The organism is Streptomyces sp. N35, assembly GCF_016464295.1.
GTDB lineage: Bacteria > Actinomycetota > Actinomycetes > Streptomycetales > Streptomycetaceae > Streptomyces.
In genome coordinates this window covers 47,468-70,208 of sequence record NZ_JAEIMH010000011.1, presented here as the reverse complement: position 1 = coordinate 70,208, position 22,741 = coordinate 47,468, and the positions used below count along the sequence as shown (strand labels likewise).

Below are 22,741 nucleotides of genomic sequence, written 5' to 3'. Positions count from 1 at the left end.
CGAGCCCAACGTAGTCGGGGTGGGGCGCCCAGCGGAGTGCCGTCGAGGAGGGGACAAGCCGGGTGGCTCAAGACTTGGCCGGTAAATGCTCTTCTGGTGACTTTTGTGCGGCAATAACCGCTGCCTGGATGCGGCGTTCCACGCCCAGTTTGGCAAGCAGCCGGGATATCTGATTTTTGACCGTCTTCTCGGAGAGATAGAGCTCCTTGCCGATCTGTCGATTGGTCATGCCTTGCCCGATCAGCGCCAGGATGGCGCGTTCACGCTCGGTGAGACCGGCCAGCCGGGCGTCCTCGGCCGGCTCGGGGGTGTCGGGGCCGCGCAGGCTGCGCATCAGCCGTGCCGTGGTCGCCGGGTCGAGGAGTGACTGTCCGGAGGCGACCGTGCGTACGGCGCTGATGAGGTCGGAGCCCTTGATCTGCTTGAGTACGTAGCCGGCCGCGCCCGCCATGATGGCGTCGAGCAGGGCGTCCTCGTCGTCGAACGAGGTGAGCATCAGGCATGCCAGGTCGGGCATGTGGGAGCGCAGTTCGCGGCAGACCGTGATGCCGTCCCCGTCGGGCAGCCGGACATCGAGGACTGCCACATCGGGGCGCAGCGCGGGACCGCGGACCAGGGCCTGTTCCGCGGTGGCGGCCTCGCCGACGACTTCGATGTCCTCCTCGCCGCCGAGCAAGTCGCTCAGGCCGCGGCGGACGACCTCATGGTCGTCGAGGAGGAGGACCCTGATGGGCGTCCGTGCTGTAGGTGCGGTCATGGTGACTCCTGGCAGGGTCTGGAGCGGCAGCCCGTCGGTGTTGCTCTGTGGCCTCTCGATCGTCGGTGCTTGTGACGCCTGTTGGTAAGGGGCCGAACGGCCCGTATGGCTTGGCGAGCCGATCAGTTGGTGTCAGCAGATGCGCGGGAGCTGTTCCCCCAGGGGCATGTCGACGATGCGCTTCGCGCCCACGAGGGTGCGCAGCGATACCCGTGCGGCCGGGCCCTCGCGGACGGTCCCGATGCGCAGCGCCGCAGCTCCCTCCGGCAGGCTCCGCAGGGCGGACAGTGCCTCATCCGTCCGGTCGGCGGGGACGAAGGCCACCAGGCAACCCTCGTTGGCGACGATCAGGGGGTCGAGGCCGAGCAGGTCGCAGGCCGCGGCGACCGGTTCGGGTACGGGCAGGGTTCGCTCCTCGATCTCGATCGCCACGCGGGCGTCGCGAGCGATCTCGTTGAGGGCGGCGGCGAGCCCGCCCCGAGTGGGGTCGCGCAGCGTGTGCAGGGCCGGCCCGAGGGGTGACAGAGCCGCGACGAGGTGGTGCAGGCACCGGCTGTCCGAGACGATCTCCGACGCGAAGCCCAGGTCCTCGCGCGTGGAAAGGACCGCCATTCCGTGCAGACCGATGGGGCCCGAGAGCAGGACGGCATCACCGGGAAGGGCGCGGGCGGCGGAAGGGGTGAGGCCTGTCATGCGGCGCCCGATGCCTGTGGTCGTCAGGAAGAGTCCGTCCGCGGCACCCCGGTCGACGACCTTTGTGTCCCCGGTGACCACCGGTACGGGAACATCGAGTGCGGCCTTGCCCGCCGAGGACAGCAAGGTGCGCAACTCCTCCAAGGGCAGTCCCTCTTCCGCGATCACCGCGAGCGACAGGGCCAGCGGCATGGCGCCCCGCATGGCCAGGTCGTTGACCGTCCCGTGGACGGCGAGAGAGCCGATGTCCCCACCGGGGAAGAAGCGAGGGCTGACCACGAACGAGTCGGTGGAGACGACGAGTTCGGGCAGTGACGGGAGCAGGGCCGCGTCCTCGAGCGGGCCGTCAGGGGCGCCGCCGAGTGCGGGCAGCACGAGCTGGTCGAGCAGTTCGCCCGTGAGCCGCCCGCCTGCGCCGTGGCCGAGCAGCAGGCGCTCTCCCTCGTCGTGGGGGAGCGGGCATCGAGGTGTCATGTCGGTCATGTCGGCCTCCTCGTGGGTGGGGTGGAGGTCGCGCTGCTGGCTGTCGCCGCGCTTCTGCCGGCTGAGTAGTACGCGGCGCACGTCCCCTCCGTCGACACCATGGGTGCCCCCAGCGGTGTACGTGGCGTACAGCGGACCCCGTACGCGGAGCATTCGGTGGGCAGTCGGGCGCCGGTGAGGATCGAGCCCGCGATGCAGTCGGGGTCCTCCACCGCATGCACGTCGGCGACTCCGAAGCGCCGCGAGGCATCGAACGCACGGAACTCCTCGGCGAGTTCGAGTCCGCTCGACGCCAGCGTTCCGATTCCTCGCCACGCCCGGTCGGTCACCCGGAACACACGGCGCAGGACTGCCTGTGCCTCGGTGTTGCCCGTACGGCGTACGGCGCGCACGTACTGGTTCTCCACGTCGGCCCGGTCCGCCTCCAGTTGGCGAACCGCCATGAGGATGCCTTCGAGGAGATCGAGCGGCTCGAAGCCGGTGACCACGACCGGCACGTGGTAGCGGGCGGCGATCGGCTCGTACTCCTGCCAGCCCATCACCGCGCACACGTGGCCCGCAGCGAGGAACGCCTCGACCTCGCAGTCGGGCGACTCGAGCAGGGTGACCATCGCGGGCGGTACGAGGACGTGGCTGACCAGCATCGAGAAATTGGCGAGTCCGAGGCGTGCTGCGTGCAGTACGGCCATCGCGTTGGCGGGCGCGGTGGTCTCGAAGCCGACGGCGAGGAACACCACCTGCCGGTCGGGGTGATCGACTGCCAGGCGCACGGCATCGGTGGGCGCATACACCACCCGTACATCCGCCCCGCGGGCCCGCAGTGACAGGAGATCGCCGGAGCTGCCCGGCACGCGCAGCATGTCGCCGAAGCTGGCGAACAGCACTCCCGGCTGGGCCGCGATGGACAGTGCACGGTCGAGCGTTTCCAGCGGGGTGACGCAGACCGGGCAGCCGGGGCCGTGGATCATGCGGATGCCGGCGGGCAGCAGCTCGTCGATGCCCTGGCGGACCAGGGTGTGCGTCTGGCCGCCGCACACCTCCATGATCCGCCAGGGCCGGGTCGCGGTCCGCTCGAGCTCGTCGAGGAGCCGGCGGGCGAGGGCGGGGTCGCGGTATTCGTCCAGGTACTTCATAACGGCGCCTTCATGATGATGTACCGGACTCCTGCGCGGAGTTGATGTCGATCCGGATGTCGATGACGCCCTCGACCGCCCGGACGGCCCGTGCGAGGACAGGGACCAGCGCTGTGTCGCGCAGCGGCCCGCGCAAGGTCACGACACCGCCGGTCACGTCCGAGGACAGTGCGGCGGCAACGGAGATCGGGGCCAGTACCGTACGCCGGATCTCGTCGGCGATCTCCTCGTCCGGCCGCAGGAACACCTTCAGCAGATCACTACGGCTGACGATCCCCTGCAGCAGGTCGGAGCGGTCCACGACCGGCAGGTGCTTGATGCGCCGCTGCGCCATGATCCGGGCGGCTTCCGCGACGGTTGCGTCAGGGTGCACCGTGACGGCGGGGGTGCTCATCATCTCGCCGGCGCTGACAGCTCCGGCCTTGGCGAGGTCGGACAGGCGGCGCAGCACTTCGTACCTGGTGGGGTCGTCGTCGCGGAACTCCTCCTTCGGCAGCAGATCCGCCTCGGAGACCACCCCGACAACGCGGCCCTCGCCTTCGAGTACGGGCAGGGAGCTGACCTTCCACTGCTGCATCAGTTCGACGACCTCCTTGAAGGGGGCGTCGCGGCCGATGGCGACGACGGTGTGCGTCATCACGTCGCTGACCTTGTACGGGGAATCAGGCATCGTGGCCTCCGGAGGTGCGGTCGGCGTGTGCGCCGGTACGGACGATGGTGAGGTCGAGGAAGTGGGCCGAGCAGGAGATGCAGGGGTCGTGGTTGCGGATCACGCGCTCGCACAGATCCGTCAGCTCGGCGTCGCCGATGTCCCGCCGGTGCAAGGCGGCCTGGGCGGTGCGGCGCAGGTCGTCCTCGATGGCACCCTGGTTCTGCGCGGTGGGCGGCACCAGGAGGGCATCGGTGACCGTGCCCTCGGCGTCCAGGCTGTAGCGGTGGTAGAGCAGGCCGCGGGGTGCCTCGGTCGCGCCGTGTCCGGTACCCGCGGCGGGCGGCACCTGCATGTACGGGCGTGACGGCCGCTCGTAGGTGTCGATGATGCGCAGCGCCTCGTCGATCGCGTACAGCATCTCGACGGCCCGTACCAGGACGGAGCGGAACGGATTGCGGCACACCGCGCCTTTGTACGGATCCCCGAGTCCGGCCTCGCGGGCCGCCTGTGCGGCCGTGCGCGAAAGCCACCGGCCGCTGATCGCGAACCGGGCGAGGGGGCCGGTGAGATGACGACGGCCGTCGAGCCGAGAGTGCAGCGCCGTCGAGTGCGGGACCTGCTCCTCGCGGACGCGCTGCGTGAAGTCGTCCACCGGAAAGCCGGTGAGCGAGCCGGCCGAGGTGAGCACCGCCGGGGCGCCGCTCTCGATGGCGTACGGGCCCGGGGCGGCCAGCGCGAGAAAGTCGGCGTCTGTGTGCGCTTCGGGGAAGTCGAAGCCCGCCGCCCAGAGCACAGTGGCCCAGGCGTCGTCTTGTGCGCGGCGCAACTGCTCGGCCAGCGGGCGCAGTTCGGCGCGGGTGGGGGCGCGATGGAAGCCGCCGAGACGTACGTTCACGGGGTGGATGGCCCGGCCGCCGAGGAGTTCGAGCAGGGCGTTCCCGGCCTGCTTCAGACGCAGCCCGCGTTCCACTTCGGCGCGGTGGGTGCGGGCCAGGTCGATGGCGCCGGAGCGCCCGAGGAAATCGGGGGCGTGCAGCAGGTGGATGTGCAGCGCATGGCTCTCGATCCACTCGCCGCAGTACAGGAGCCTGCGCAACTCACGTATGGAGCGGTCGACATGGACTCCGCAGGCGTCCTCGATCGCGGCGCAGGCGCTCAGCTGATAGGCGACGGGGCAGATGCCGCAGACCCGCGCTGTGATGTCGGGCGGCTCGGTGTGGGCGCGTCCCCGCAGGAACGCCTCGAAGAAGCGCGGGGGTTCGTAGATGTCGAGGGTTGCTTCGGTGACGGTGCCGTCGTGGACGCGCAGGTGCAGGGAGCCTTCGCCTTCGACCCTGGAGAGTGCGCCGACGTACAGCACGCGGGAACCCTGATGGGTCATGGCGCGCCCTCCTCGGAGCCGGCGGGGTAGGCCTTGTCGAAGGCGGCGGCGTTGAAGGTACGCAGCAAGCGGGTGGTCGCCCGCTCGTCGAGACCGTCACGCCGCAATAGCGGCACGAGTACCGGCAGGGCCGCGTCCTGTTGGGGTCCGAAGCAGCCGTAGCAGCCCCGTCCGAACGCGGGGCAGAGCGCCCCGCAGCCCGCATGGGTGACCGGACCGAGGCAGGGCGTGCCATGGGCCACGGTCACGCAGACCAGGCCGCGCCGCTTGCAGGCGAAGCACACACTCTGGTCGGGGATGTCGGGCTTGCGGCCGCTCAGGAACGCGGTGAGGACTTCGAGGAGCTGGCCCTTGTCGATGGGGCAGCCGCGCAGCTCGAAGTCGACGCTCACATGCGCCGATACGGGGGTGGAGGTCGCGAGCGTCTCGATGTAGTCGGGCCGGGCGTAGACCGTGCGCCGGTATTCCGCGACGTCGGCGAAGTTGCGCAGGGCCTGGATGCCGCCCGCGGTCGCGCAGGCTCCGACGGTCACCAGGTGCTTGGACGCGGACCGGATCTCCCGCACGCGCTCGGCATCCCGTGTCGTCGTCACCGAGCCCTCGACGAGCGCCAGGTCGTACGGTCCGGGGCGCACCGCACTGGACGCCTCCAGGAAGTGCGCGATCTCCACCTGCCCGGCGAGACCCAGGAGCTCGTCCTCACAGTCCAGGAGCGTCAGCTGACAGCCGTCGCAGGATGCCAGCTTGAACACGGCGAGCGTCGGAGCGGTCATGGTCCTTCCTCCTCACAACTCGCGGACGGACAAGAGGGGTTCCGCCTGGTCCCAGCGGACGACCGGGCCGTCCCGGCACAGCAGCAGCCCACCCAGCTGGCAGTGTCCGCAATGGCCCGTGGCGCAGCGCATGTTCCGCTCCAAGGAGACCCGCACACGCCCGGCGGGTACACCGCGTTCGACGAGGTCACGGGCGGTGGCGCGGATCATCGGCTCGGGGCCGCACACGAATGCCGTCGTACGGTCCGGCTCGAAGGACGCCCGGTCGAGGAGATGGGTCACCAGGCCCATCTCGCCGTGCCAGTCGTCGTCGCCGCGGTCGACGGTGACCCCGGTGTACGTGGTGGGCCATCGCGGAATCTCCTGCTTGGCGATCAAGTCGGCGGGAGTCCGGGTGCCGATCAGTACGCTGACGTGTCCGTACGTCTCCGGTTCGGCCACCGCGGCGCGGATCAGCGGGCTGAGCGGGGCGAGCCCGATACCGCCGGCGACGATCACCAGGTCGTGGCCGCGCGCCTTCGGCAGTTGCCAGCCGGTCCCGAACGGGCCACGCAGGCCCAGGACTTGACCTGATTCGGCCTCGCAGAGACCGTCCGAGACCGCTCCCACACTGCGGATGGTGTGGGAGAGGCGCCCGGACGTGCCGATGTCGCTCACCGACACGGGGATCTCACCTCGGCCGAATGAGTGCACCATGGCGAACTGGCCCGGCTCGAAGAGGGGCAGTGCCTTGCGTACGGGTTCAAGGTCGAGAGTGACTGTGCCGGGGGCTTCGCGCCTACGGTCGACCACGCGGTAGGGCGCGGGAAGCAGGTGGCCGTTCGGCGACATCCAAACGTCCGGCGCCTCGACGGGGGCATTCACAGAGTGCTCCCGCTGCCGTGCGGGGCGTACAGGTCGAGCAGCCGGATCCGGGCGGACTGCAACCGGTGTGCGAGCACCTTGCCGACCCAGAGCGCCACCATCCGGCCGAGCTCGGGGTCGTCCTCGCACATCAGCCGTACCGTGAGGGCGTCGAACTCGTAGGCGCGCACCGGAGATGCCGCCTCGGCACCCAGCTGCCACACATACGGCGGGAACAGCCAGGACCAGCCGACCAGCTCGCCGAAGCCGAGCCGCTCGATCACCGGGGCCTTGCGGCCGGGGACGTAGACATCCAAGGCGACGGTGCCGGACCGGACGACCCAGAAGCGGTCGGCGTGCCCGCCCTCCTTGAAGAGACGCGTTCCCGCCGGGATGTTGACCTCGCGCGCGATGTGCATCAGCCGGTCGCGGTGCTCGGCGGACAACGCCTGTGCCAGAGTCGGGGTACGGGAGATGTTCATCGCGCTGCCTCCTGATCGGTATGTGCGGTGGGTGCCGTCTGCTGCGTGGCGAACGCGGCGACTTCCTCGGTGATGTCGATGCCGGCCGGGCACCAGGCGATGCACCGTCCGCAGCCGACGCAGCCACCGCTGTCGAACTGTTCGTGCCAGGTGGAGAGTTTGTGGGTGAGCCACTGCCGGTAACGGCTCTTGGTGGAGGAGCGCACCGGGCCGCCGTGCACGTAGGAGAAGTCCCAGTCGAAGCAGGAGTCCCAGCGTTGCCACCGCTCGGTGTGGTCCCCCGTGAGGTCGGTGACCTCCTCGGTGGTCGTGCAGAAGCACGTGGGGCACACCAAGGTGCAGTTGGCGCAGCCCAGGCAGCGGGATGCGATGTCGTCCCAGTGCGTGGAGTCGACGCTTGCGCCCATCAGTGCCCGCAGGTCGACCGGTGGAATGGCCCGGCCCATCCGGTCGCGTGCCGCCTCTACGGCGCCGTGGGCCGTCTTCTCCGTGGCGGCATCGGCCGGACCGTGCGGGATGGAGGCGAGCAACCTTGCGCCCTCCTCGGTGCCGACGCGCACGAAGAAGCGGTGTCCCTCATCCGAGGCGACCTCGGTCAGCGCGAGATCGAATCCGGCGTGGGGGGGGGGCGCGCCCCCCCCGGGGGGCAACAAGCAGCGCCGGCCGGCTCGGCGCCCCCGGCGGCAACCACGCGCCCCCCCCCCCGCCGCTCGTGGTAGCGGGCGTCCTGGAACCGGCCGCCGGTCAGCACGCGGTCCTGGAGGGCGATGGCCCGCAGATCGCAGGGGCGCACACCCAAGAAGGCGTACGACGGCTGCTCGGTGCGGGACGTCTCGTAGCGAATCTCGCCGTCCGAGGTCCGGTCCGCCTGCCACACCTTCTCGCGCTCCGGGTGGAGGTACGCCTTCCAGGAGTGCGGTCCCGCCGTGTGCGTGAACGCCGCGCCGTCGGTGCGGGGCACCAGTCGATAGCGCCCGGCTTCGAGTTCGGCGCCCCAGCCGTACGGGAGTTCATCTCCGCCGGACAGTTCGGCGAGGACGACCGCGCCGTCGCGGACCGTGGGGCCGATGACGGTGCGGCCTTGCTCCGTCAGCGTCCGGATCAAGGCGTCCAGTCCGGCGCGGTCGATGATCGCGGCGGCGGGGGTACCGGTCATGTCGGGATCCTCCTGACTGTCCGTGTCGCGCTCAGCGTCCCGCGCCAACGGGCTGAGTTGCAGGGGCCGTTCGGTCCGTCATCCGGCCCGGTCAGCTCTTCTGGCTGCCCCACTCGGGGCCGACCTGCTCCCAGGCGCGCTCCCATTCGGCCAGCCGGCGGCGCAGGGAGACCCGACGGTGTGCCCACCACAGGGCGAGGGCGGATACAGCGGCTCCGAGCGCGGCCCCTGTGCCTGTGGAGACGGCGTCGAGCGTGACCGCATCGGTGGTCGGCGGTGCTTGGGCGACCTCGCCGTTGTGATCGAGCCAGACGGACACCGAGGTGCCCTGCTCCGTGCCGGCCGGTACCTTGGCGCGGTCCGTATGTCGTGTGCCGTCGGGATCCGTCCAGCGCACCGGGATCCTGTGGGTCGATGTGCTCACGTCGCTGCCGCGCACGGCCGGTGGTGCGTCGTGCAGGGTTTCGGCGGTGACTTGGTGGAGGGTGCGTGCCCGGGCTTCGGCCCGGGCACGTCCGTCGTCCCAAGAGGCCAGTCCGGCGGCGATGCCCACCGTCGGGACTCCGAGGAGCAGTACGGCCGCCAGGAGCAGAGCCGCCCATGCCTCGAGCCGGTCGGAGCCCCGGCAAAGCGGATTCTGCCGCCGGCGCCACCAGCCCAGTAGACCTTTCACGGCTGGCTGCCCAGTACCGGATCGCGGGCGATCTTCTCGGCCCATGCACTGATCACGCCGAAGTCGCGGAAGTCGCCGCCCTTGCCGGACTTGACGATCATGCGCGCCATGCGGCCGTCGGCGTTCTCGTCGAGGCGGCCGCCGAAGGTGACATGTTCGCGGGCGTCGAGCAGGCGGATGACCCGCTGGACTCCGGGGGCGACAGGTACCTCGCGCTCGGTGGCCGAGGTGTCGAGTGGACCGCTGCTGAACAGCCACAACGGCCGCACGGCCAGTGCTTTGCGGTGGCGGCGTGCGAAGCGCCGCGCCTCGCGGTGCCAGCGGCCCGCGTACAGCGCGCCACCGAGCACGACGGCGTCAAAACTGCTGACGTCCCTGACGTCCCTGACGTCACCTGCCGTCCGTACCTCCACCGAGTGGCCGTGCTTGCGCAGTACCTCGCCGACGGTCTCGGCGATCTCAGCGGTCGCCCCGTACTTCGATCCGTAGGCGACCAGAATGGATCCGGACATCGTGGGCTCCTCACAGCTTGCGCAGCCAGTTGTCGGCGACGCCGTGCATCGCCTGGTCGCCGTGCTCCAGACGGGAGTCGTCGAAGCGGAAGTCGAGCTTGTCGACGACTGCCACGACACCGTCGACCTGCTGGGTCATGTGCACGGCAACCGGCAGCTCACTACGGCGCTCCAACTGCCCGGCCAAGGTCACGACACCGTCGTGGACGGAGACATCCAGGGCGCGCGGGGACAGCCACAGGGCTCGGACCAATACCTCCTCGACGACCTCCCGGTGAATCTCCTGATCGGGGCGGAGGAAGATCTGCAGCAGGTCGCGGCGGGTGACGATGCCGACGAGCCGGGCCTCGTCGTCCACGACCGGCAGCCGCTCGACGCCGTGCACGGCCATGGTGCGGGCGGCCTGGGCGATGGTGGCGTCGGCGTGCACAGTGATCGCCGGCCGCGACATCAACTGGCCCGCGGTACGGGCCTTGGCCTTGGCCTGACGCCTGCGCGCGGAGGCCCGCACACGCGGCAGATGGAAGCGGCGCGGCGGTGCGTAGGGGTCCTCGGCCTCGGCCTGGCGGGCCAGCAGGTCCGTCTCCGAGATGACGCCGACGACCTTCTCATCGGTGTCCACCACCGGCAGTCCGCTGATGCGGTGCTGGTGGAGCAGGCCGGCGACCTTCTTGAACGGCGTCCCGTATCCGGCTCGTACGACTTCGGCGGTCATGACCGAACCGACTTTGCTGTGCTTCATGATCGTGCGCCTCCTCGGGGTGCCGGCTCAGCGGAGCCGACGCAGGTAGGGGTCGTGTGCCTTGCGTGGAAGGAGCCTGATCCGTACGTCGAGTGCGGTGATCCGGCCGGGCAGCGCAAGGGCGGGATTGAGATCGGCTTCCGCGAGTTGCGGCAGGTCGCTCGCCATCCGGGAGAGGCGCAGAAGCAGTTGCTCGAGGCCTTCCAGGTCCACAGGACCGGCGCCGCCCTGCCCGAAGAGCAGGGGCGCGCAGCGCGGGGCGGTGATCAGGTCGTGTACGTCGTGGTCGGTGAGCGGAGCCAGCCGGGCCGCGTGATCGGCCAGGACGTCCGTGGAGGTGCCGCCGAGACCGAACAGGACCAGCGGACCGAAGATCTCGTCCTGCACCACACCGGCGAACAGTTCGATGCCGCGGGCTGCGAGGGGCTGGACGACGACTCCGGTCAGCAGCCCGTCGAAGCGTGTCTCGAAGTCCCGGTAAGCAGCACGCACTTGGGTGTCTCCCCGTAGATCGAGGTGGATGGCACCCTCTTGCGTCTTGTGCATCAGGCCGGGCCAGTGGGCCTTGAGAACGGTCAGGCCGTCCGGGCCCTTGAGGCGGTCCGCGGCGAGCACGGCCTCGTCCTCGGTCCGGGCCCATGCCCACGGCAACTGCTCGATGCCGTAGCAGTCGAGGAGCTCGGCGGTGTCCTGCGGGTCGAGCCAGCCGCCCTCCGGATGGTGCTCCAGGTAGGAACGGGTGAGGGCATGTGCTCGCGATGTGTCCACGCCCTCCAGGTCCGGGACCGTGCCCACCGGTCGGGCCAGCCAGCGGGAGCGCGTCACCGCGTGGGCGAGAGCGCCGGCTGCCGTCTGCGGATCCGCGTACGCCGGGACGAAGGCGTCGCCGGCGGGGAGCAGCCGTATCGGCCGCTCCTGGTCGAGGTTGCGCGCTTCGTCCTGCCCGGGCAGGCTCGATGAGCGCGGGCGGGCCAAGGCGCGGGGCAGGTCGTCGCCGGTCGCCGAAGCGACCGCGGTGGGCACCAAGGCCACCAGGACCGCGTCCACGCTCGGGCTCTCCGCCAACCGGTCGATGCAGGCGCCCAATTGTTCCTCGGACACGGCAGCCGTGGTGTCGACCGGGTTCGTCGCTTTGGCGCCCGCGGGTAGAACGGCGAGCAGATCTTCGATCAGCTCGGGGCCGAGCTGCGGCAGAGTCAGACCGGCCTCCGCGCAGGCGTCGGCTGCAAGGACTCCGGCTCCGCCGGCGTTGGTGAGCACCGCGATCCGGCTGTCTGCGGGCAAGGGCTGACTCGTCAACAGGGCTGCTGTGGCCAGGAGTTCCGGTACGGAGCGGGTGGCGGTGATGCCGGCCTGGGTGAACAGAGCCTGCCGGGTCATCGTCGAGGTGGCTGCCGCGGCAGTGTGTGAGGCGGCCGCACGTCGACCGGTCTCGGTGCGGCCCGCGTCCACCGTCAGGATCGGCAGCCGTCGGGTGACACGACGGGCGGTGCGCGAGAAGGCGCGCGGGTTGCCGAACGACTCCAGGTGGAGGAGCGCCAGTTCGGTGCGCCCGTCGCCCTCCCACCACTGCAGCAGGTCGTTGCCGCTCACGTCGTACTTGTCGCCGAGGGAGACGAAGCTGGAGACGCCGATGTCGAGCCGGTCGAGACCGGCGAGCAGAGCGATGCCGACGCCACCGGACTGGACGGCAACTCCGGCCGTCCCGGTCCGAGGGTGGGCGGCGGCGAATGTGGCGTTCAGCCGCAGTTCCGGCTCGGTGTTTGCGAGGCCCAGGCAATTGGGGCCGACCAGGCGCATGTCGTGGGTGCGGCAGGCGGTGAGCAGCGCCTCGGCCTGCTGGGCGTCGAGCCCGGAGGAGACCACGAGCAGAGCGCGCACGCCGAATTTGCCGCACTCCTCGGCGACGGAGGGGATCTCCGCGGCGGGGACGGCAAGGACTGCCAGGTCCGGTACCACGGGCAGCGCGCCGACTGCCGGGTGGGTGGGGACTCCCATGATGGCGTCGGCGTGCGGGTTCACGGCGTACAGACGGCCGGTGAAGCGGGTGGTGCGCAGGTTGTGCAGAATCGCGCGTCCCACTGATCCGGGCTTGCGTCCGGCCCCCACGACCACCACTGATCGCGGCTGGAGCAGGGGGCGCAGGCTCATCGCATCGGCGGTCCGGCCGCGTTGCTCGACGGACGCCAGGTAGTCCTCGGTGTCGGCCAGTTGAACGGTGCAGTGCACCTCGGGGCCGTCGAAGCGGCGTGCGGTGTGCAGCCCGAGATCGGCGAATACCTTGAGCATGTCGTGGTTCTCGGACAGGGCATCGGCCGCGAACGCGGTGATCCCGTCGGCGCGAGCCGTGGAGACCAGGTGCTCGAGGAGCAGTGTGCCCACACCGCGGTGGTGCCAGAGGTCGTCGACGGCGAGCGCGATTTCGGCCGTTCCCGGCTCATCGGTGCGTTCGTACTCGGCGAGACCGACGACGCGAGTGCCGTGCTCGGCCAGCAGGGCACGGTAGCCGGGCCGCGGCCGGGCACCGGGCTGATCCGGGCCGCACATGCGGTCCACGGCCAGGCTCGCGGAGTGCCGGCTCGCCCCGAAGAACCGCAGCCTCAGGTTCTCGAGTGACATCTCCTCGTACAGGCGCAGCACTTCGGCGCGATCCTCGGGAACTACCGCACGGATGCGGACCGTCGTGCCGTCCGACAGAAGGGCGTGGACGCCGGACCGCGGCGCGCCTCGCGGTGGTGTGCTCTGGGTCATGACGGACCTTGCTCTCTCGTCGTGGATGCACGAGGCGTGCGGGGACGCTGTCAGCATCCGGCGCTCGGGACCGTTGGAGCAGAGGCCGTCCGGGGTGGAGCACGGGGCCGACCGGCCCTTGTCGCCTGTCCTGGCGGCTTCAGGGCAGCGGTTCGCCCAGCTCCCCCTCGACCGCGTCGGCCATGGCCCGCAGGACGGCCAGGGTGCGCGTCGCTTCGCCCTCGTCGACGACGCTGATGGCGAACCCGACATGGATGATCACGTACGCGCCGACGCCGGCCTCGGGTGTGTAGTTGAGGCAGGCTTCGCGTCGTACGCCGCCGAAGTCCACGGTGGCCATGCGCAGGCCTGCATCGTCGTGGATCTCCAGGACTCTGCCGGGGATGCCGAGACACATGCCGCTCACCTCTCCTTGGCGATACGAGCCGCCGCCACAGCGCTCTGGCCATAGCTGATGCCGCCATCCCCGACCGGTACTTCTGTTCCGACGAGGACCCGCAGCCCTTGGGCGCGCAGTCGGCGCCGCGTCTCGATGAGCAGGCGGCGGTTCACGAAGCAGCCCCCTGCCAGGCACACGGTGCGCGGGGCGCCGTTCTCGACAGCCCTCGCGACGAGTTCGGCCGTTGCGGCGGCCACGGTCAGGTGGAAGGCGGCCGCGAGCTGTGCCACGGGCTCGTGAGCGGAGAGCCGGTCGAGCAGAGCGAGGAGGGTGCCGGTCGTGTCGTACACCCCCAGCCCGCCCGCCCGGACCGGCCGGTGGGCGAGCGCCGCAGCATGTTGGGTGCCCGCGGCGGCCTCCAGGGCGACGCCCGCCTCGCCCTCGTAACTCACCGTCGAGCACAGGCCGAGCAACGCGGCCACAGTGTCGAAGAGGCGGCCCGCGCTGGAGGCGCGCGGGCAGTTCAGGCTCCGTGCCACCATGGCGCTCACCGTGGTGACCGTTCTCGGATCGAGCCGGCCGGTGAACTTTGCGATGAGCGCGGGCGAGGGGCGGGCGGTGCCGAGTACCTCGGCGCCGAAGAGGTGGCCGAGGGCCATCCGGTACGGGTGCCGGACGGCGGCCTCCCCACCCGGCAGCGGCGCGGTGGCGAAGCGGCCCACACGCCGGTACCCGGCCAGGTCGGCCACCATGACCTCGCCGCCCCACAGCGTGCCGTCGTCCCCGAGGCCGAGCCCGTCATAGGCGACGCCCAGGAACGAGCCTCGCAGACCGTGTTCGGCGGCGCAGGCGGCCAGGTGCGCGTGGTGGTGCTGGACCGGGATGTGCCGCAAGGGCTGGGTCAGGGCCCACTGGGTCGAGAGGTAGCCAGGGTGCAGGTCGTGCGCCACCACCTGAGGTTCGACGCCGGTGAGGATGCGTAGCCTGGCGTACGACTCCAGGAAGGCGTCATACGTCGCCGGGTCCGCCAAGTCCCCGGTGTGCGGCGCGAGATGTGCCGACCGACCGTGGGCGAGCGTAACGGTGTGCTTGAGCTGCGCGCCGGCGCCGACGAGCGGGACCGGGGCGGGGACGGGCAGGGGCAGCGGCGCCGGGGCGTGACCGCGTGCCCGGCGTACGGTCAGGCGTATACGCCCCACCGCCTGGACCACGGAATCGTCGTAGCGGGTAAGGATGGGACGGTCGTGGCCGAGGAATCCGTCGGCCACGCCTGCCAGGGAGCGTCGGGCCTCGTCATCGTCCTTCGCGATCGGCTCGTCGGCCAGGTTGCCGCTGGTGACGACGAGCGGGCGGCCGAGTTCCTGCAGAAGGAGATGGTGCAGTCCCGTGGTCGGCAGGAACAGACCGATACGGTCGGTGCCCGGATGCACGCCCGGGGCGATGCCGACCCGGCCCGTAGACCATGAAGTCCTGATGCGCCTAAGGGTCTTGAGCAGCACCACGGGACGCGCGGGGGAGGTGAGCAGTCGGGACTCGGTCGTGTTCGGGGTGGCGATCCGGCTGAGCATGGTCAGATCCCGGACCATCACGGCGAACGGCTTGGCCGGCCGGCGCTTGCGTGCGCGCAGAGCGCGGATCGCGTCCGGAACGGTCGCGTCGCAGATGAGCTGGTAGCCGCCGAGTCCCTTCAGCGCCACGATCCCGCCGCGGTCGACGCACGCGACGGCCGCCTTGAGGGCACGTTCTCCGCGCAGCCCGTTCCAGTCGAGACGTGGCCCGCAAGAGGGGCAGGCCACCGGTTCGGCATGGAAGCGACGATCGCCCGGATCGGAGTACTCGGCGGCGCAGTCCGCGCACAGCGGGAAGCGGCGCATGGTGGTGCGCACCCGGTCGTAAGGCAGCCCTTCGATGATCGTGGCCCGCGGGCCGCAGTCGGTGCAGTTGATGAACGGGTAGCGGTGGCGGCGGTCGCCGGGGTCGAACAGCTCGGTCAGGCAGGCGTCGCAGATCGCCGCGTCCGGCGGCACTTCGCGCGGCAGGGCGTCGGCCGACGCCTCGGATGTGCTCGATCGGACCGTGAAGCCACGGAACCGCACTGTGCTTCCCGTGAGGGCGGGGGAGAGTTCCACCGTCCGCACTGTTGCCAGCGGTGGTGCGTCGGAGCGCAGCCTCGTCACGAACTCCCGCACGGCGTCGGGTGGTCCGGCCACTTCGCCTTCGACGTGTCCGTTCCTGTTGGCCACCCACCCGGTGAGCCCGAGGCGGGTGGCAAGCCGGTGGGTGAAGGGCCTGAAACCGACACCTTGCACTGTGCCGTACACCAACAAGCGGTGGAGTGCAGGGCTGCGCGAGTCGTCCATGGGCTCATCCCCGCGCTGAGGTGTCGCGGTGCCGGGTGATCTCGTCCTCGATGGACCGCGTCACGGGTTCGACGGCGGCCTCGACGGCGGGAGACATGCCCGTGCCCAGGGAATGATCGGCGCCCTCGATCGCGTACACCACGATCCTGCCGGGCAGCCGGCCCAGGACCCGGGCGAGTTCGACGGCTTCTCCGAGACCCAGCCCATGAGAACTGGTCGCCGACGGCCGCTCCAGGAGGTCCGCCTCCATGGCGATGCGGTGCACGCGGCCGGGAGACCCGGGGTGGGTGTGCGCGGCGTCGACGATCACGGCGAGGTCCGTGCCCTCCCATAAGCTGATCAGCCGCACCGGGTCGCCGTCGCAGGTGGCGAGCACGGTGCCGGGCGGCAGAGGGCGGGACTCGGCCCGTTCCCGCAGCCGCGCGATCGTTGCCCAGCCCACCGCGTCGTCCCGCCGGAACTCGTTGCCGACGCCGATGGCCGCGATCCGTGTGCGCTCCTTCATGCCGACCACCTTCATGCGCCGTGGCGGCCGGTGGGCAGGGGCCGTTCGGCCTTGCTCCGGGACCGAACCTCCTGCACCCGGCCGTCGGGGGTGGCCGTATGCGAGGGGTAGGCCTGGGGGCGGGACCTCAGCACCTGCGCGATCGGCCGCCGGTACGTGGCGAGCCGCCAACGGGTGTAGCCGAGTCGCAGAATCATCTGCGGGAACTGCCGTGAGGGCACCAAGGCGCGCACTTCGGCGCGCAGGTAGGGCACTTCGAGCGGCTGGGTGTGGAAGCCGGCCATCACCTGCCGGCTTGCGGCGTACAACAGGACACGTTGCAGCGCCTGTCCGGCGCGCAGCCAGTCCTGAGGTGTGTCGCGCGGGGTGCTGAGCAGAGCGACGAGCCCGGTACGGCTCGGCCAGGACATGCCGGGCCCGGCGGTGGGACGTGCACGGGTCAGGCCGGTGAAGTCGCGTCCTGCGAAGAGTGTCGAGTCCGGGTGGAAGGGACATGAGTCGGCGGGGATGCCGTCCTCGCGGCCGCTGCCGAACGGCCGCCTCCAGTGGGAAAGTTCGGCGAGATGAGGCGGGCTGCAGCGCTGGGCGGCCTCGGCCTCCCTGATCAGTTCGGCGAGGTCCCGCTGTTCGCGGGCGTCGGGCAGGGTGATGAGCTCGGCTCCTTCGATCCGTGCCTGCTCCTGCAGTGCCGCGATGAGCTCCGGCGGCACTTGGTCCGGCTGGAACGGTCCGCGGTGGGTGTGCCGTATCCGGATGGCCCGGTGCAGTAGTTCCTCCTCGGGCGTGGAGGGCGCGTAGGGTCCCCAGCTCACTTGGGCGAGCCGCGGGTGCCGGTGAGGTTCGGGGTGCGAGCGTACGACCGGGCGGAATCCGAGATGCCGCATGGCGGCCCGCAGATTGAACAGGGCGGCGCCGCAACTGATCAGGGCCTCGCGCCCCGTGGGATCGGTGACGGGGAGAAGCCGGGTGACATCCGCGGACAGCACGACGTCGTCGGCCGCACAGGTGAACAACCAGGGCTGAGAGTTGTGCAGGGACGGGGCGGCGACCGCGGCGCGGAGCAGATGGTCCACCGCACGGCGCGGCACGGCGCTACAGGTGGTCATGGCGCCCCCGATCCTCGAGTGAATCCAGGTCCTTGCCAGCGTCCGCCCGCCCGAAGGCGCGGCCCAGAGGCCGGTCGTCCCCAGGTAAGGCCCCTTGGGCCCGGTCTCGCCCGGTGTTCCGCCAGCACGATGGAAGGCACCGACCGCAGCCGGAACTGCGCGCGGTAGAGCGTCCGGACCTCACTTGGCTGAGGGCAACGGGCCACGGCTGACCAGTGAATCGACCCCGGACGTCACGAACAACCTGAGGTTCAGGACAGGAGAGGCCATGAACCAGAAGAACGACACGCGCGCCGTGCAGCCGTCGCGCTCGGCCTTCGCACCATCGGGAGAGGTCGGAGCGATAGCCGTCACCTACGTCGCGGGCCAGTCTTATGCCGTACGAGTACGCGGCCACGAACTCACCGTCGACCAGCCCCCGGAGAGCGGTGGGGCCGATGGCGGGCCCACTCCGGTGGAGCTGTTCGTCGCCTCACTCGCCGCGTGCGTCGCCTACTACGCGGGCCGATTCCTGCAGCGCCATCACCTTCCGTACGACCAACTGCGAGTGCGTGCCCACTTCGAGATGGCCGAGGACCGGCCCGCGAGGGTCGCTGCGATACGGATGCAGGTGCAGACGCCCGGGGTGCTGGACGCGACCCGGAGGGAAGGACTGCGCGCCGTTGCGAGTCACTGCACCGTCCACAACTCGCTACGTGAACCTCCCGCCGTCAGCGTCGAGTTGAAGTGAGACCAGGCCGAAGGAGGTGAGGTATGTGATGGAGGTGCCCTCTCACGGAGCGCTGATCGTCGGCGTCGACGGGTCGGCGGCGGCCTTGGCTGCACTGCGCTGGTCCGCCGCCAAGGCGCTGCTGTTCGATGCCCCAGTGGTCGCGGTCCATGCCTGGCTGCCCAGCGGGCTGTACCGGGCGCCGTACGCGCCGGCCGGCGACGCGCCCACTGTGGAGCAGGACCGCCACTGGGCACTGCGCACGCTCGAGGAAACGGTCGCCCAGCTCCATCAACTCGACCCCGCAGCGGTGGTCGTGTCCGTTCTCGACCAGGGGCCGCCCGCTGCCGTACTGCTGCATCACGCCCGCCACGCCCTGCTGCTAGCCCTGGGGAGAAGAACTCGCCAGGACGCGACCGTGGCTCCCTCCGCGGCGGTCACCCGCGCTTGCGAGCGGAACGCGATGTGCCCGGTCATCACCGTGCCGGAGCTGCCTCAGGACGCGAAAGCGAGCGACCTGCCGTGGCTCGACCTCAGTGCCCCGGCGTGACCGAGATCCCCCCCCAACCGGTCCCGCATTCGGACCGGTTGGCCCCTGCGAATCTTCCGCTCCGCGCAGGACGCTGTGCGCAGAAGGGGGTGGGGACGATGACCAGGCCGATCACCGTGGGTCTCGACGGCTCGCCGGAAAGCATGGCCGCGGCGGACTGGGCGGCCAGGGAAGCGCTGCGCCGGGGGTTGCCATTGCGGCTCGTGCACGCCTGGGAGGGCCTGCCCGCTGATGACGAACCCGTGACGCTTCCTGAGCTCAGTGTGCCGCAGTACTGGGCGCGGAGAATCCTGCGCGGCGCGCAGGACCAGTTGGGCGAGCGGTATCCGCAGTTGTACATCAGTGCCGATCAGCTCCGGAAACCGCCCGTCCCCGCTCTGGTGGAAGCAGCCATGTCCGCCGAGTTGCTGGCATTGGGCAACCAAGGGCTCGGCGGCGTCGGCGGCATGCTCGCCGGCTCCGTCGCGTTGGCGTCCGTGGCGCAGGTGCGACGGCCGGTGGTGCTGGTGCGTGCCGGCGCCGAAGAGGCGGACGAGCACGTTCCGGATGCCGCGGGCAGCGCCTCGCGGGGCACCCCGTACCGAGAGGTGCTGGTCGCCCTCGACCTCGGGGGCACGCCCGACCCGCTGCTCGAGTTCGCCTTCGAGGCGGCCCGGGCCAGGGGGGCCTTGTTGCGCGCGCTGTACGCCTGGCACCTTCCGCCCGGGCACGGTGACGGAAGCCGCCGGCGAGTGGAGCTGCCGCAGCGCGAGGCCGTGTGGGCGCTGGACTCGGCGCTCGAACCCTGGCGGGAGAAGTACCCCACGGTGAGGGTCGCGGCCTGTGCCGATCACGCACGCCCGGGGCAGGCCGTGCTGAGCGCGGCTCGTGAGGCCGGACTGCTGGTCGTGGGCCGGCGGGTTCGCCGAAGCGCCCTCGGCACCCACACCGGACGCATCACGCACCTGGCCGTCCGTCACGTCCGGTGCCCGGTCGCGGTCATCGCCCATGACTGATCGCGATCCGGCAGCCGGACTCCACGCGGCCGTGGCAGACCCGCATCGAGGACCCCACGGAGGTGGGCCATGAATGTTCTGGTGGGATACGCCACCGCACACGGATCGACCCGGGACATCGCCGGATGCATCGCCGAGCGCCTTTGTACGGCAGGGCTGAAGGCTGAGGCCCGGCCGCTGTGCGAGGTCGACGACGTCGATGCGTATGACGCCTTCGTGCTCGGCAGCGCCGTGCACGGGCAGGCATGGCTGCCGCAGGCCGGCGACTTCCTGCGCGCTCACGCCGATCTCCTGCGCTTTTGCTCGGTGTGGCTGTTCAGCGTGGGGATGCCGGATGCCTTGCGCGGCCCCTGGAAGCCTCTCGCCCGTGCGGAGGAGCCGGTCATTCTCGCCGGCCTGCCCGAGCACATTCCGCACCGTGATCACCGCCTCCTGTCCGGAGTGATCCGGCCCGGCCATCTGCCGCTCACCGGGCGGCTGGTGTTCCGCCTGATGGGGCTGCGCTACGGCGATCTGAGGGACTGGCCGCAGATCGAGGCCTGGGCCGACGGGATCGGTCAGGAGCTCACCACGTCGGAGCCGGTCTGACGTCCCTGACGCCGATGGGTGTCCCGTACGGACGAAGGAGACTTGCCGATGGAACTTCCCATCGTGGTAGGGGTGGACGGATCGGACGCCAGTCTGCGTGCGGTCGACTGGGCCGTGTCGGAGGCCGGCCTTCGCGGTCTGCCGCTGCGGATTGTGTACGCCGATGTCCGGGCGCGGCCCGGAAAGGGAGCCGCAGGGCTCGGGAGCGCGAACCCGCCGGATCGTGATGCGGCCCGACGCATGCTGGAGCGTGCAGCCCGACGAGCGCAGGGCGCGGGGACGGAGGCGAAGATCTCCACCGAGGCAGTCGGCGGTGACGCGGTCGAGACGCTCCTGGACGAGGCACGGCACGCGGCCGCCCTGATCACCGGCTGCCGGGGCCGTGACACCTTTGTCAGGCTGGGGCGCGGCATCAACCTGTCCCTGGCCGCCCGCGCGGCATGCCCGCTGATCGTTGTACGCGGTGACGCAACGGCCTTGAGCGCTCGGCACCGTCGTGTGGTCCTCGGTCTGGGCGAGGCTCCCGTGGCCAGGCCTGTCGTCGAGTTCGCGTTCGGTGCCGCAGAGGCGAGGAACGCGGTTCTGGAAGCAGTACGCGCCTGGCGCGCACCCGCCCACGAGCTGCGGGTCCATCCGCTCATCGTCGGGGACCCGCCCGTGCACCAGCGTGATCGCGCCGTGCAGCTTCTCGAGGACGCTCTGCGCGGGCCGGCGGCGGACCACCCGAAAGTCGTCGTGCGCCGTGCTGCCGTGGAGGGCCGGGTGGACACGGTGCTGCGCACTCGCTCGACCACGGCGGACCTCTTGGTCATCGGTGCAAAACGTCACTACGGCCGCACGGAACCAAGTCTGGGCAGGCGCATACAAGCTCTGCTCCAGAACTCCGCGTGCCCCGTGGCGGTCGTCCCGCACTCGCCCTGACGCTCCGCCCAAGGGGAAGCGTCCCGGGCCAATCGGACCGGATGTGGACCACGCGGCCCCTGTCGCCTGAGGTCGCCTGTCGGAACGCTGGTCCGGACAGCGACCTCAGGAGGTGCTGACCATGGAACGAGCGATCATCGTCGGGGTGGACGGAACAACCGAGAGTCTCGCCGCAGCCGAATGGGCCGCGCGCGAAGCCGAGTTGCGGCACGTGCCACTGAGGCTGGTCCACGTACGGCAACCGAGCCGGTACGTGCCATCGTCCGAGGCCGCAAGCGCGGCCGGGCGACACACAAGCCGGACGATCCTACGGGCGGCGGAAGACCGGATGCATGCCGTATGCCCCCATCTGCCGGTGACAGATGTGGAACTGGAGGGCGCCCCTTCGGCCGAGCTCGTCAGGATGGCCGACACGTCGGAGTTCCTGGTGCTCGGTTCCCGTGGGCTGAGCGGCCTGACCGGCTTCCTCGCCGGCTCGGTGGCTCTCGCAGCCGTGGCCCATGCGGAGCGCCCGGTGGTGCTCGTACGTCCCCAACTGGATGCCGGGGACGGGCCCGCTGAAGGACCGGCCGGTGCGGCACAGGGGCAGTCCGCTCCGCGCGAAGTCGTGGTCGCGCTCGACATCGCGGCTCCGTGCGACGAGGTGATCGAGTTCGCCTTCGAGGCGGCGCGGCCACGGGCTGCCCGCCTGCGCGCGGTACATGCCTGGGACGAGGTGTCGGGGACGACTCTGGATCCCAGCGGGACCTCACGCCGCAAAGCCCCGCAGACGGAGGCCGAGTGGAGCGCTTTCCTGGCCGCGGTGCTGCGACCCTGGCGCGACAAGTACCCCGAGGTGATTGTGGTCCCGAGCGTCGGCCACGGCAGGCGGGCCGGTCTGGTACTTCAGGCGGCCGAGTCCGCCGAGCTGCTCGTCGTCGGACGCCGACTGCGCGCGCATCCGGGCATCGGGCCGCACACCGGGCCGGTCGCCCACGCGGCTGTTCACCATGCGAGGTGTCCGGTGGCCGTCGTACCCCACGTCTGACATCACGGGCGTGAGGTCATCCGGGACTTCTCTGTCCGGGGCCGACCGGAGCCACGACCGGCGAGAGCCTGGAAGAGAAGGAAGAACAACCGCATATGAGGGAGGGCGAGATGAGCGGCATGATCGAAAGGCTGCCAGGCTGGCCGCCGGTACTTCCCGATCTGTTCGGCTGGATCGAGACGGGTGTACCGGGCCTGCACGGAGTCCCCGGCTTGCACGGCATCCGCGTCGAGGAAGCCCTGACGGACAACACCTATGTGCTGCGTGCCGAGCTGCCCGGGATCGACCCGTCCAAGGACGTCGAACTCACCATCACCGAAGGCATGCTGACGCTGCGGGCCGAGCGCGCCACGGAAACCACCGCGAAGCACCACACCGAATTCCGCTACGGAACCTTCGCCCGCTCCGTGCGGCTGCCCGCCGGCGCACGCGGCGACGACGCCACCGCGGACTACAAGGACGGCGTACTGACCGTCAAGATCCCGGTTCCCGAGGTCAAGGCGGGAACCCGGACGATTCCCGTGCGGACCGGCTGAGCGCGTCGAAGCGCTCGCACCGCACACCGCCTGT

25 protein-coding genes are annotated in these 22,741 nt (G+C 70.7%); 7 read left to right on the top strand and 18 right to left on the bottom strand.

All coding sequences use genetic code 11. The annotated features are described in order from the left end of the window. Positions 1–67: 67 nt before the first annotated feature. The 18 genes from JAO81_RS08860 to JAO81_RS08780 form a co-directional block, all read right to left on the bottom strand. The gene (locus JAO81_RS08860; protein WP_199547248.1) at positions 68–757 is read right to left on the bottom strand and encodes a response regulator transcription factor; all 690 of its coding nucleotides are present in this window, start codon (positions 755–757) and stop codon (positions 68–70) included. 132 nt (positions 758–889) lie between these two features. After that, entirely contained in the window at positions 890–1,924 is a 1,035-nt protein-coding gene (hypE, locus tag JAO81_RS08855; protein ID WP_199547303.1) for a hydrogenase expression/formation protein HypE, read from the bottom strand. Between the two features lie 5 nt (positions 1,925–1,929). After that, complete coding sequence (hypD, locus tag JAO81_RS08850) at positions 1,930–3,066, bottom strand: hydrogenase formation protein HypD (RefSeq protein ID WP_199547247.1); 1,137 nt, start codon at positions 3,064–3,066, stop codon at positions 1,930–1,932. Positions 3,067–3,076: 10 nt separating this feature from the next. Continuing rightward, a complete protein-coding gene (locus JAO81_RS08845) occupies positions 3,077–3,736 on the bottom strand; it encodes a CBS domain-containing protein (RefSeq protein WP_199547246.1) in 660 nt (219 codons plus the stop codon). Further along, a complete protein-coding gene (locus tag JAO81_RS08840) occupies positions 3,729–5,099 on the bottom strand; it encodes a Ni/Fe hydrogenase subunit alpha (protein WP_199547245.1) in 1,371 nt (456 codons plus the stop codon). Before JAO81_RS08840 ends, JAO81_RS08845 begins: the two co-directional genes overlap by 8 nt. Beyond that, the gene (locus JAO81_RS08835) at positions 5,096–5,872 is read right to left on the bottom strand and encodes an oxidoreductase (protein ID WP_199547244.1); all 777 of its coding nucleotides are present in this window, start codon (positions 5,870–5,872) and stop codon (positions 5,096–5,098) included. The genes JAO81_RS08840 and JAO81_RS08835 overlap by 4 nt, the downstream gene beginning before the upstream one ends. A gap of 12 nt (positions 5,873–5,884) precedes the next feature. Continuing rightward, on the bottom strand, positions 5,885–6,703 hold the full coding sequence (locus JAO81_RS08830; protein ID WP_199547302.1) for an FAD/NAD(P)-binding protein: 819 nt from the start codon (positions 6,701–6,703) through the stop codon (positions 5,885–5,887). Positions 6,704–6,732: 29 nt separating this feature from the next. Further along, entirely contained in the window at positions 6,733–7,197 is a 465-nt protein-coding gene (locus tag JAO81_RS08825; RefSeq protein ID WP_199547243.1) for a Crp/Fnr family transcriptional regulator, read from the bottom strand. Next, positions 7,194–7,757, bottom strand: coding sequence for a 4Fe-4S dicluster domain-containing protein (locus JAO81_RS43930; RefSeq protein ID WP_374194273.1), 564 nt, complete (start codon positions 7,755–7,757; stop codon positions 7,194–7,196). Before JAO81_RS43930 ends, JAO81_RS08825 begins: the two co-directional genes overlap by 4 nt. A gap of 35 nt (positions 7,758–7,792) precedes the next feature. After that, on the bottom strand, positions 7,793–8,353 hold the full coding sequence (locus tag JAO81_RS43925) for a hypothetical protein (protein WP_374194272.1): 561 nt from the start codon (positions 8,351–8,353) through the stop codon (positions 7,793–7,795). Positions 8,354–8,444: 91 nt separating this feature from the next. Then, positions 8,445–9,026, bottom strand: coding sequence for a hypothetical protein (locus tag JAO81_RS08815; RefSeq protein ID WP_199547242.1), 582 nt, complete (start codon positions 9,024–9,026; stop codon positions 8,445–8,447). After that, on the bottom strand, positions 9,023–9,538 hold the full coding sequence (locus JAO81_RS08810; RefSeq protein WP_199547241.1) for a flavodoxin domain-containing protein: 516 nt from the start codon (positions 9,536–9,538) through the stop codon (positions 9,023–9,025). The genes JAO81_RS08815 and JAO81_RS08810 overlap by 4 nt, the downstream gene beginning before the upstream one ends. A gap of 10 nt (positions 9,539–9,548) precedes the next feature. After that, a complete protein-coding gene (locus tag JAO81_RS08805) occupies positions 9,549–10,280 on the bottom strand; it encodes a CBS domain-containing protein (protein ID WP_199547240.1) in 732 nt (243 codons plus the stop codon). Between the two features lie 27 nt (positions 10,281–10,307). Continuing rightward, positions 10,308–13,031 carry a bifunctional GNAT family N-acetyltransferase/acetate--CoA ligase family protein gene (locus JAO81_RS08800; protein ID WP_199547239.1) on the bottom strand — a complete coding sequence of 908 codons (2,724 nt, stop codon included), beginning with the start codon at positions 13,029–13,031 and terminating at the stop codon, positions 10,308–10,310. Positions 13,032–13,170: 139 nt separating this feature from the next. Next, entirely contained in the window at positions 13,171–13,428 is a 258-nt protein-coding gene (locus tag JAO81_RS08795) for a HypC/HybG/HupF family hydrogenase formation chaperone (RefSeq protein ID WP_199547301.1), read from the bottom strand. 5 nt (positions 13,429–13,433) lie between these two features. Continuing rightward, positions 13,434–15,770 carry a carbamoyltransferase HypF gene (gene hypF / locus JAO81_RS08790; RefSeq protein WP_199547238.1) on the bottom strand — a complete coding sequence of 779 codons (2,337 nt, stop codon included), beginning with the start codon at positions 15,768–15,770 and terminating at the stop codon, positions 13,434–13,436. A 4-nt stretch (positions 15,771–15,774) separates the two neighbouring features. Continuing rightward, positions 15,775–16,275, bottom strand: coding sequence for a hydrogenase maturation protease (locus JAO81_RS08785; RefSeq protein WP_199547237.1), 501 nt, complete (start codon positions 16,273–16,275; stop codon positions 15,775–15,777). An 11-nt stretch (positions 16,276–16,286) separates the two neighbouring features. Further along, positions 16,287–17,381 (bottom strand): hypothetical protein, encoded by a 1,095-nt coding sequence (locus tag JAO81_RS08780; RefSeq protein ID WP_199547236.1) that lies wholly within the window; start codon positions 17,379–17,381, stop codon positions 16,287–16,289. A 268-nt stretch (positions 17,382–17,649) separates the two neighbouring features. Between JAO81_RS08780 and JAO81_RS08775 the strand changes: the two genes are divergently transcribed. The 7 genes from JAO81_RS08775 to JAO81_RS08745 all read left to right on the top strand — a co-directional run bounded on the left by JAO81_RS08775 (position 17,650) and on the right by JAO81_RS08745 (position 22,707). Continuing rightward, the gene (locus JAO81_RS08775; RefSeq protein ID WP_199547235.1) at positions 17,650–18,111 is read left to right on the top strand and encodes an OsmC family protein; all 462 of its coding nucleotides are present in this window, start codon (positions 17,650–17,652) and stop codon (positions 18,109–18,111) included. Between the two features lie 28 nt (positions 18,112–18,139). Then, a complete protein-coding gene (locus tag JAO81_RS08770; RefSeq protein WP_199547234.1) occupies positions 18,140–18,640 on the top strand; it encodes a universal stress protein in 501 nt (166 codons plus the stop codon). A gap of 98 nt (positions 18,641–18,738) precedes the next feature. After that, the gene (locus tag JAO81_RS08765) at positions 18,739–19,635 is read left to right on the top strand and encodes a universal stress protein (protein WP_199547233.1); all 897 of its coding nucleotides are present in this window, start codon (positions 18,739–18,741) and stop codon (positions 19,633–19,635) included. 69 nt (positions 19,636–19,704) lie between these two features. Further along, complete coding sequence (locus JAO81_RS08760; protein WP_199547232.1) at positions 19,705–20,223, top strand: flavodoxin domain-containing protein; 519 nt, start codon at positions 19,705–19,707, stop codon at positions 20,221–20,223. A 48-nt stretch (positions 20,224–20,271) separates the two neighbouring features. After that, positions 20,272–21,144, top strand: a complete 873-nt coding sequence (locus tag JAO81_RS08755; RefSeq protein WP_199547231.1) for a universal stress protein — start codon at positions 20,272–20,274, stop codon at positions 21,142–21,144. A 121-nt stretch (positions 21,145–21,265) separates the two neighbouring features. Then, complete coding sequence (locus tag JAO81_RS08750) at positions 21,266–22,171, top strand: universal stress protein (RefSeq protein WP_199547230.1); 906 nt, start codon at positions 21,266–21,268, stop codon at positions 22,169–22,171. Between the two features lie 110 nt (positions 22,172–22,281). Further along, positions 22,282–22,707, top strand: a complete 426-nt coding sequence (locus JAO81_RS08745) for an Hsp20/alpha crystallin family protein (RefSeq protein ID WP_199547229.1) — start codon at positions 22,282–22,284, stop codon at positions 22,705–22,707. The last annotated feature ends 34 nt before the right edge of the window (positions 22,708–22,741 follow it).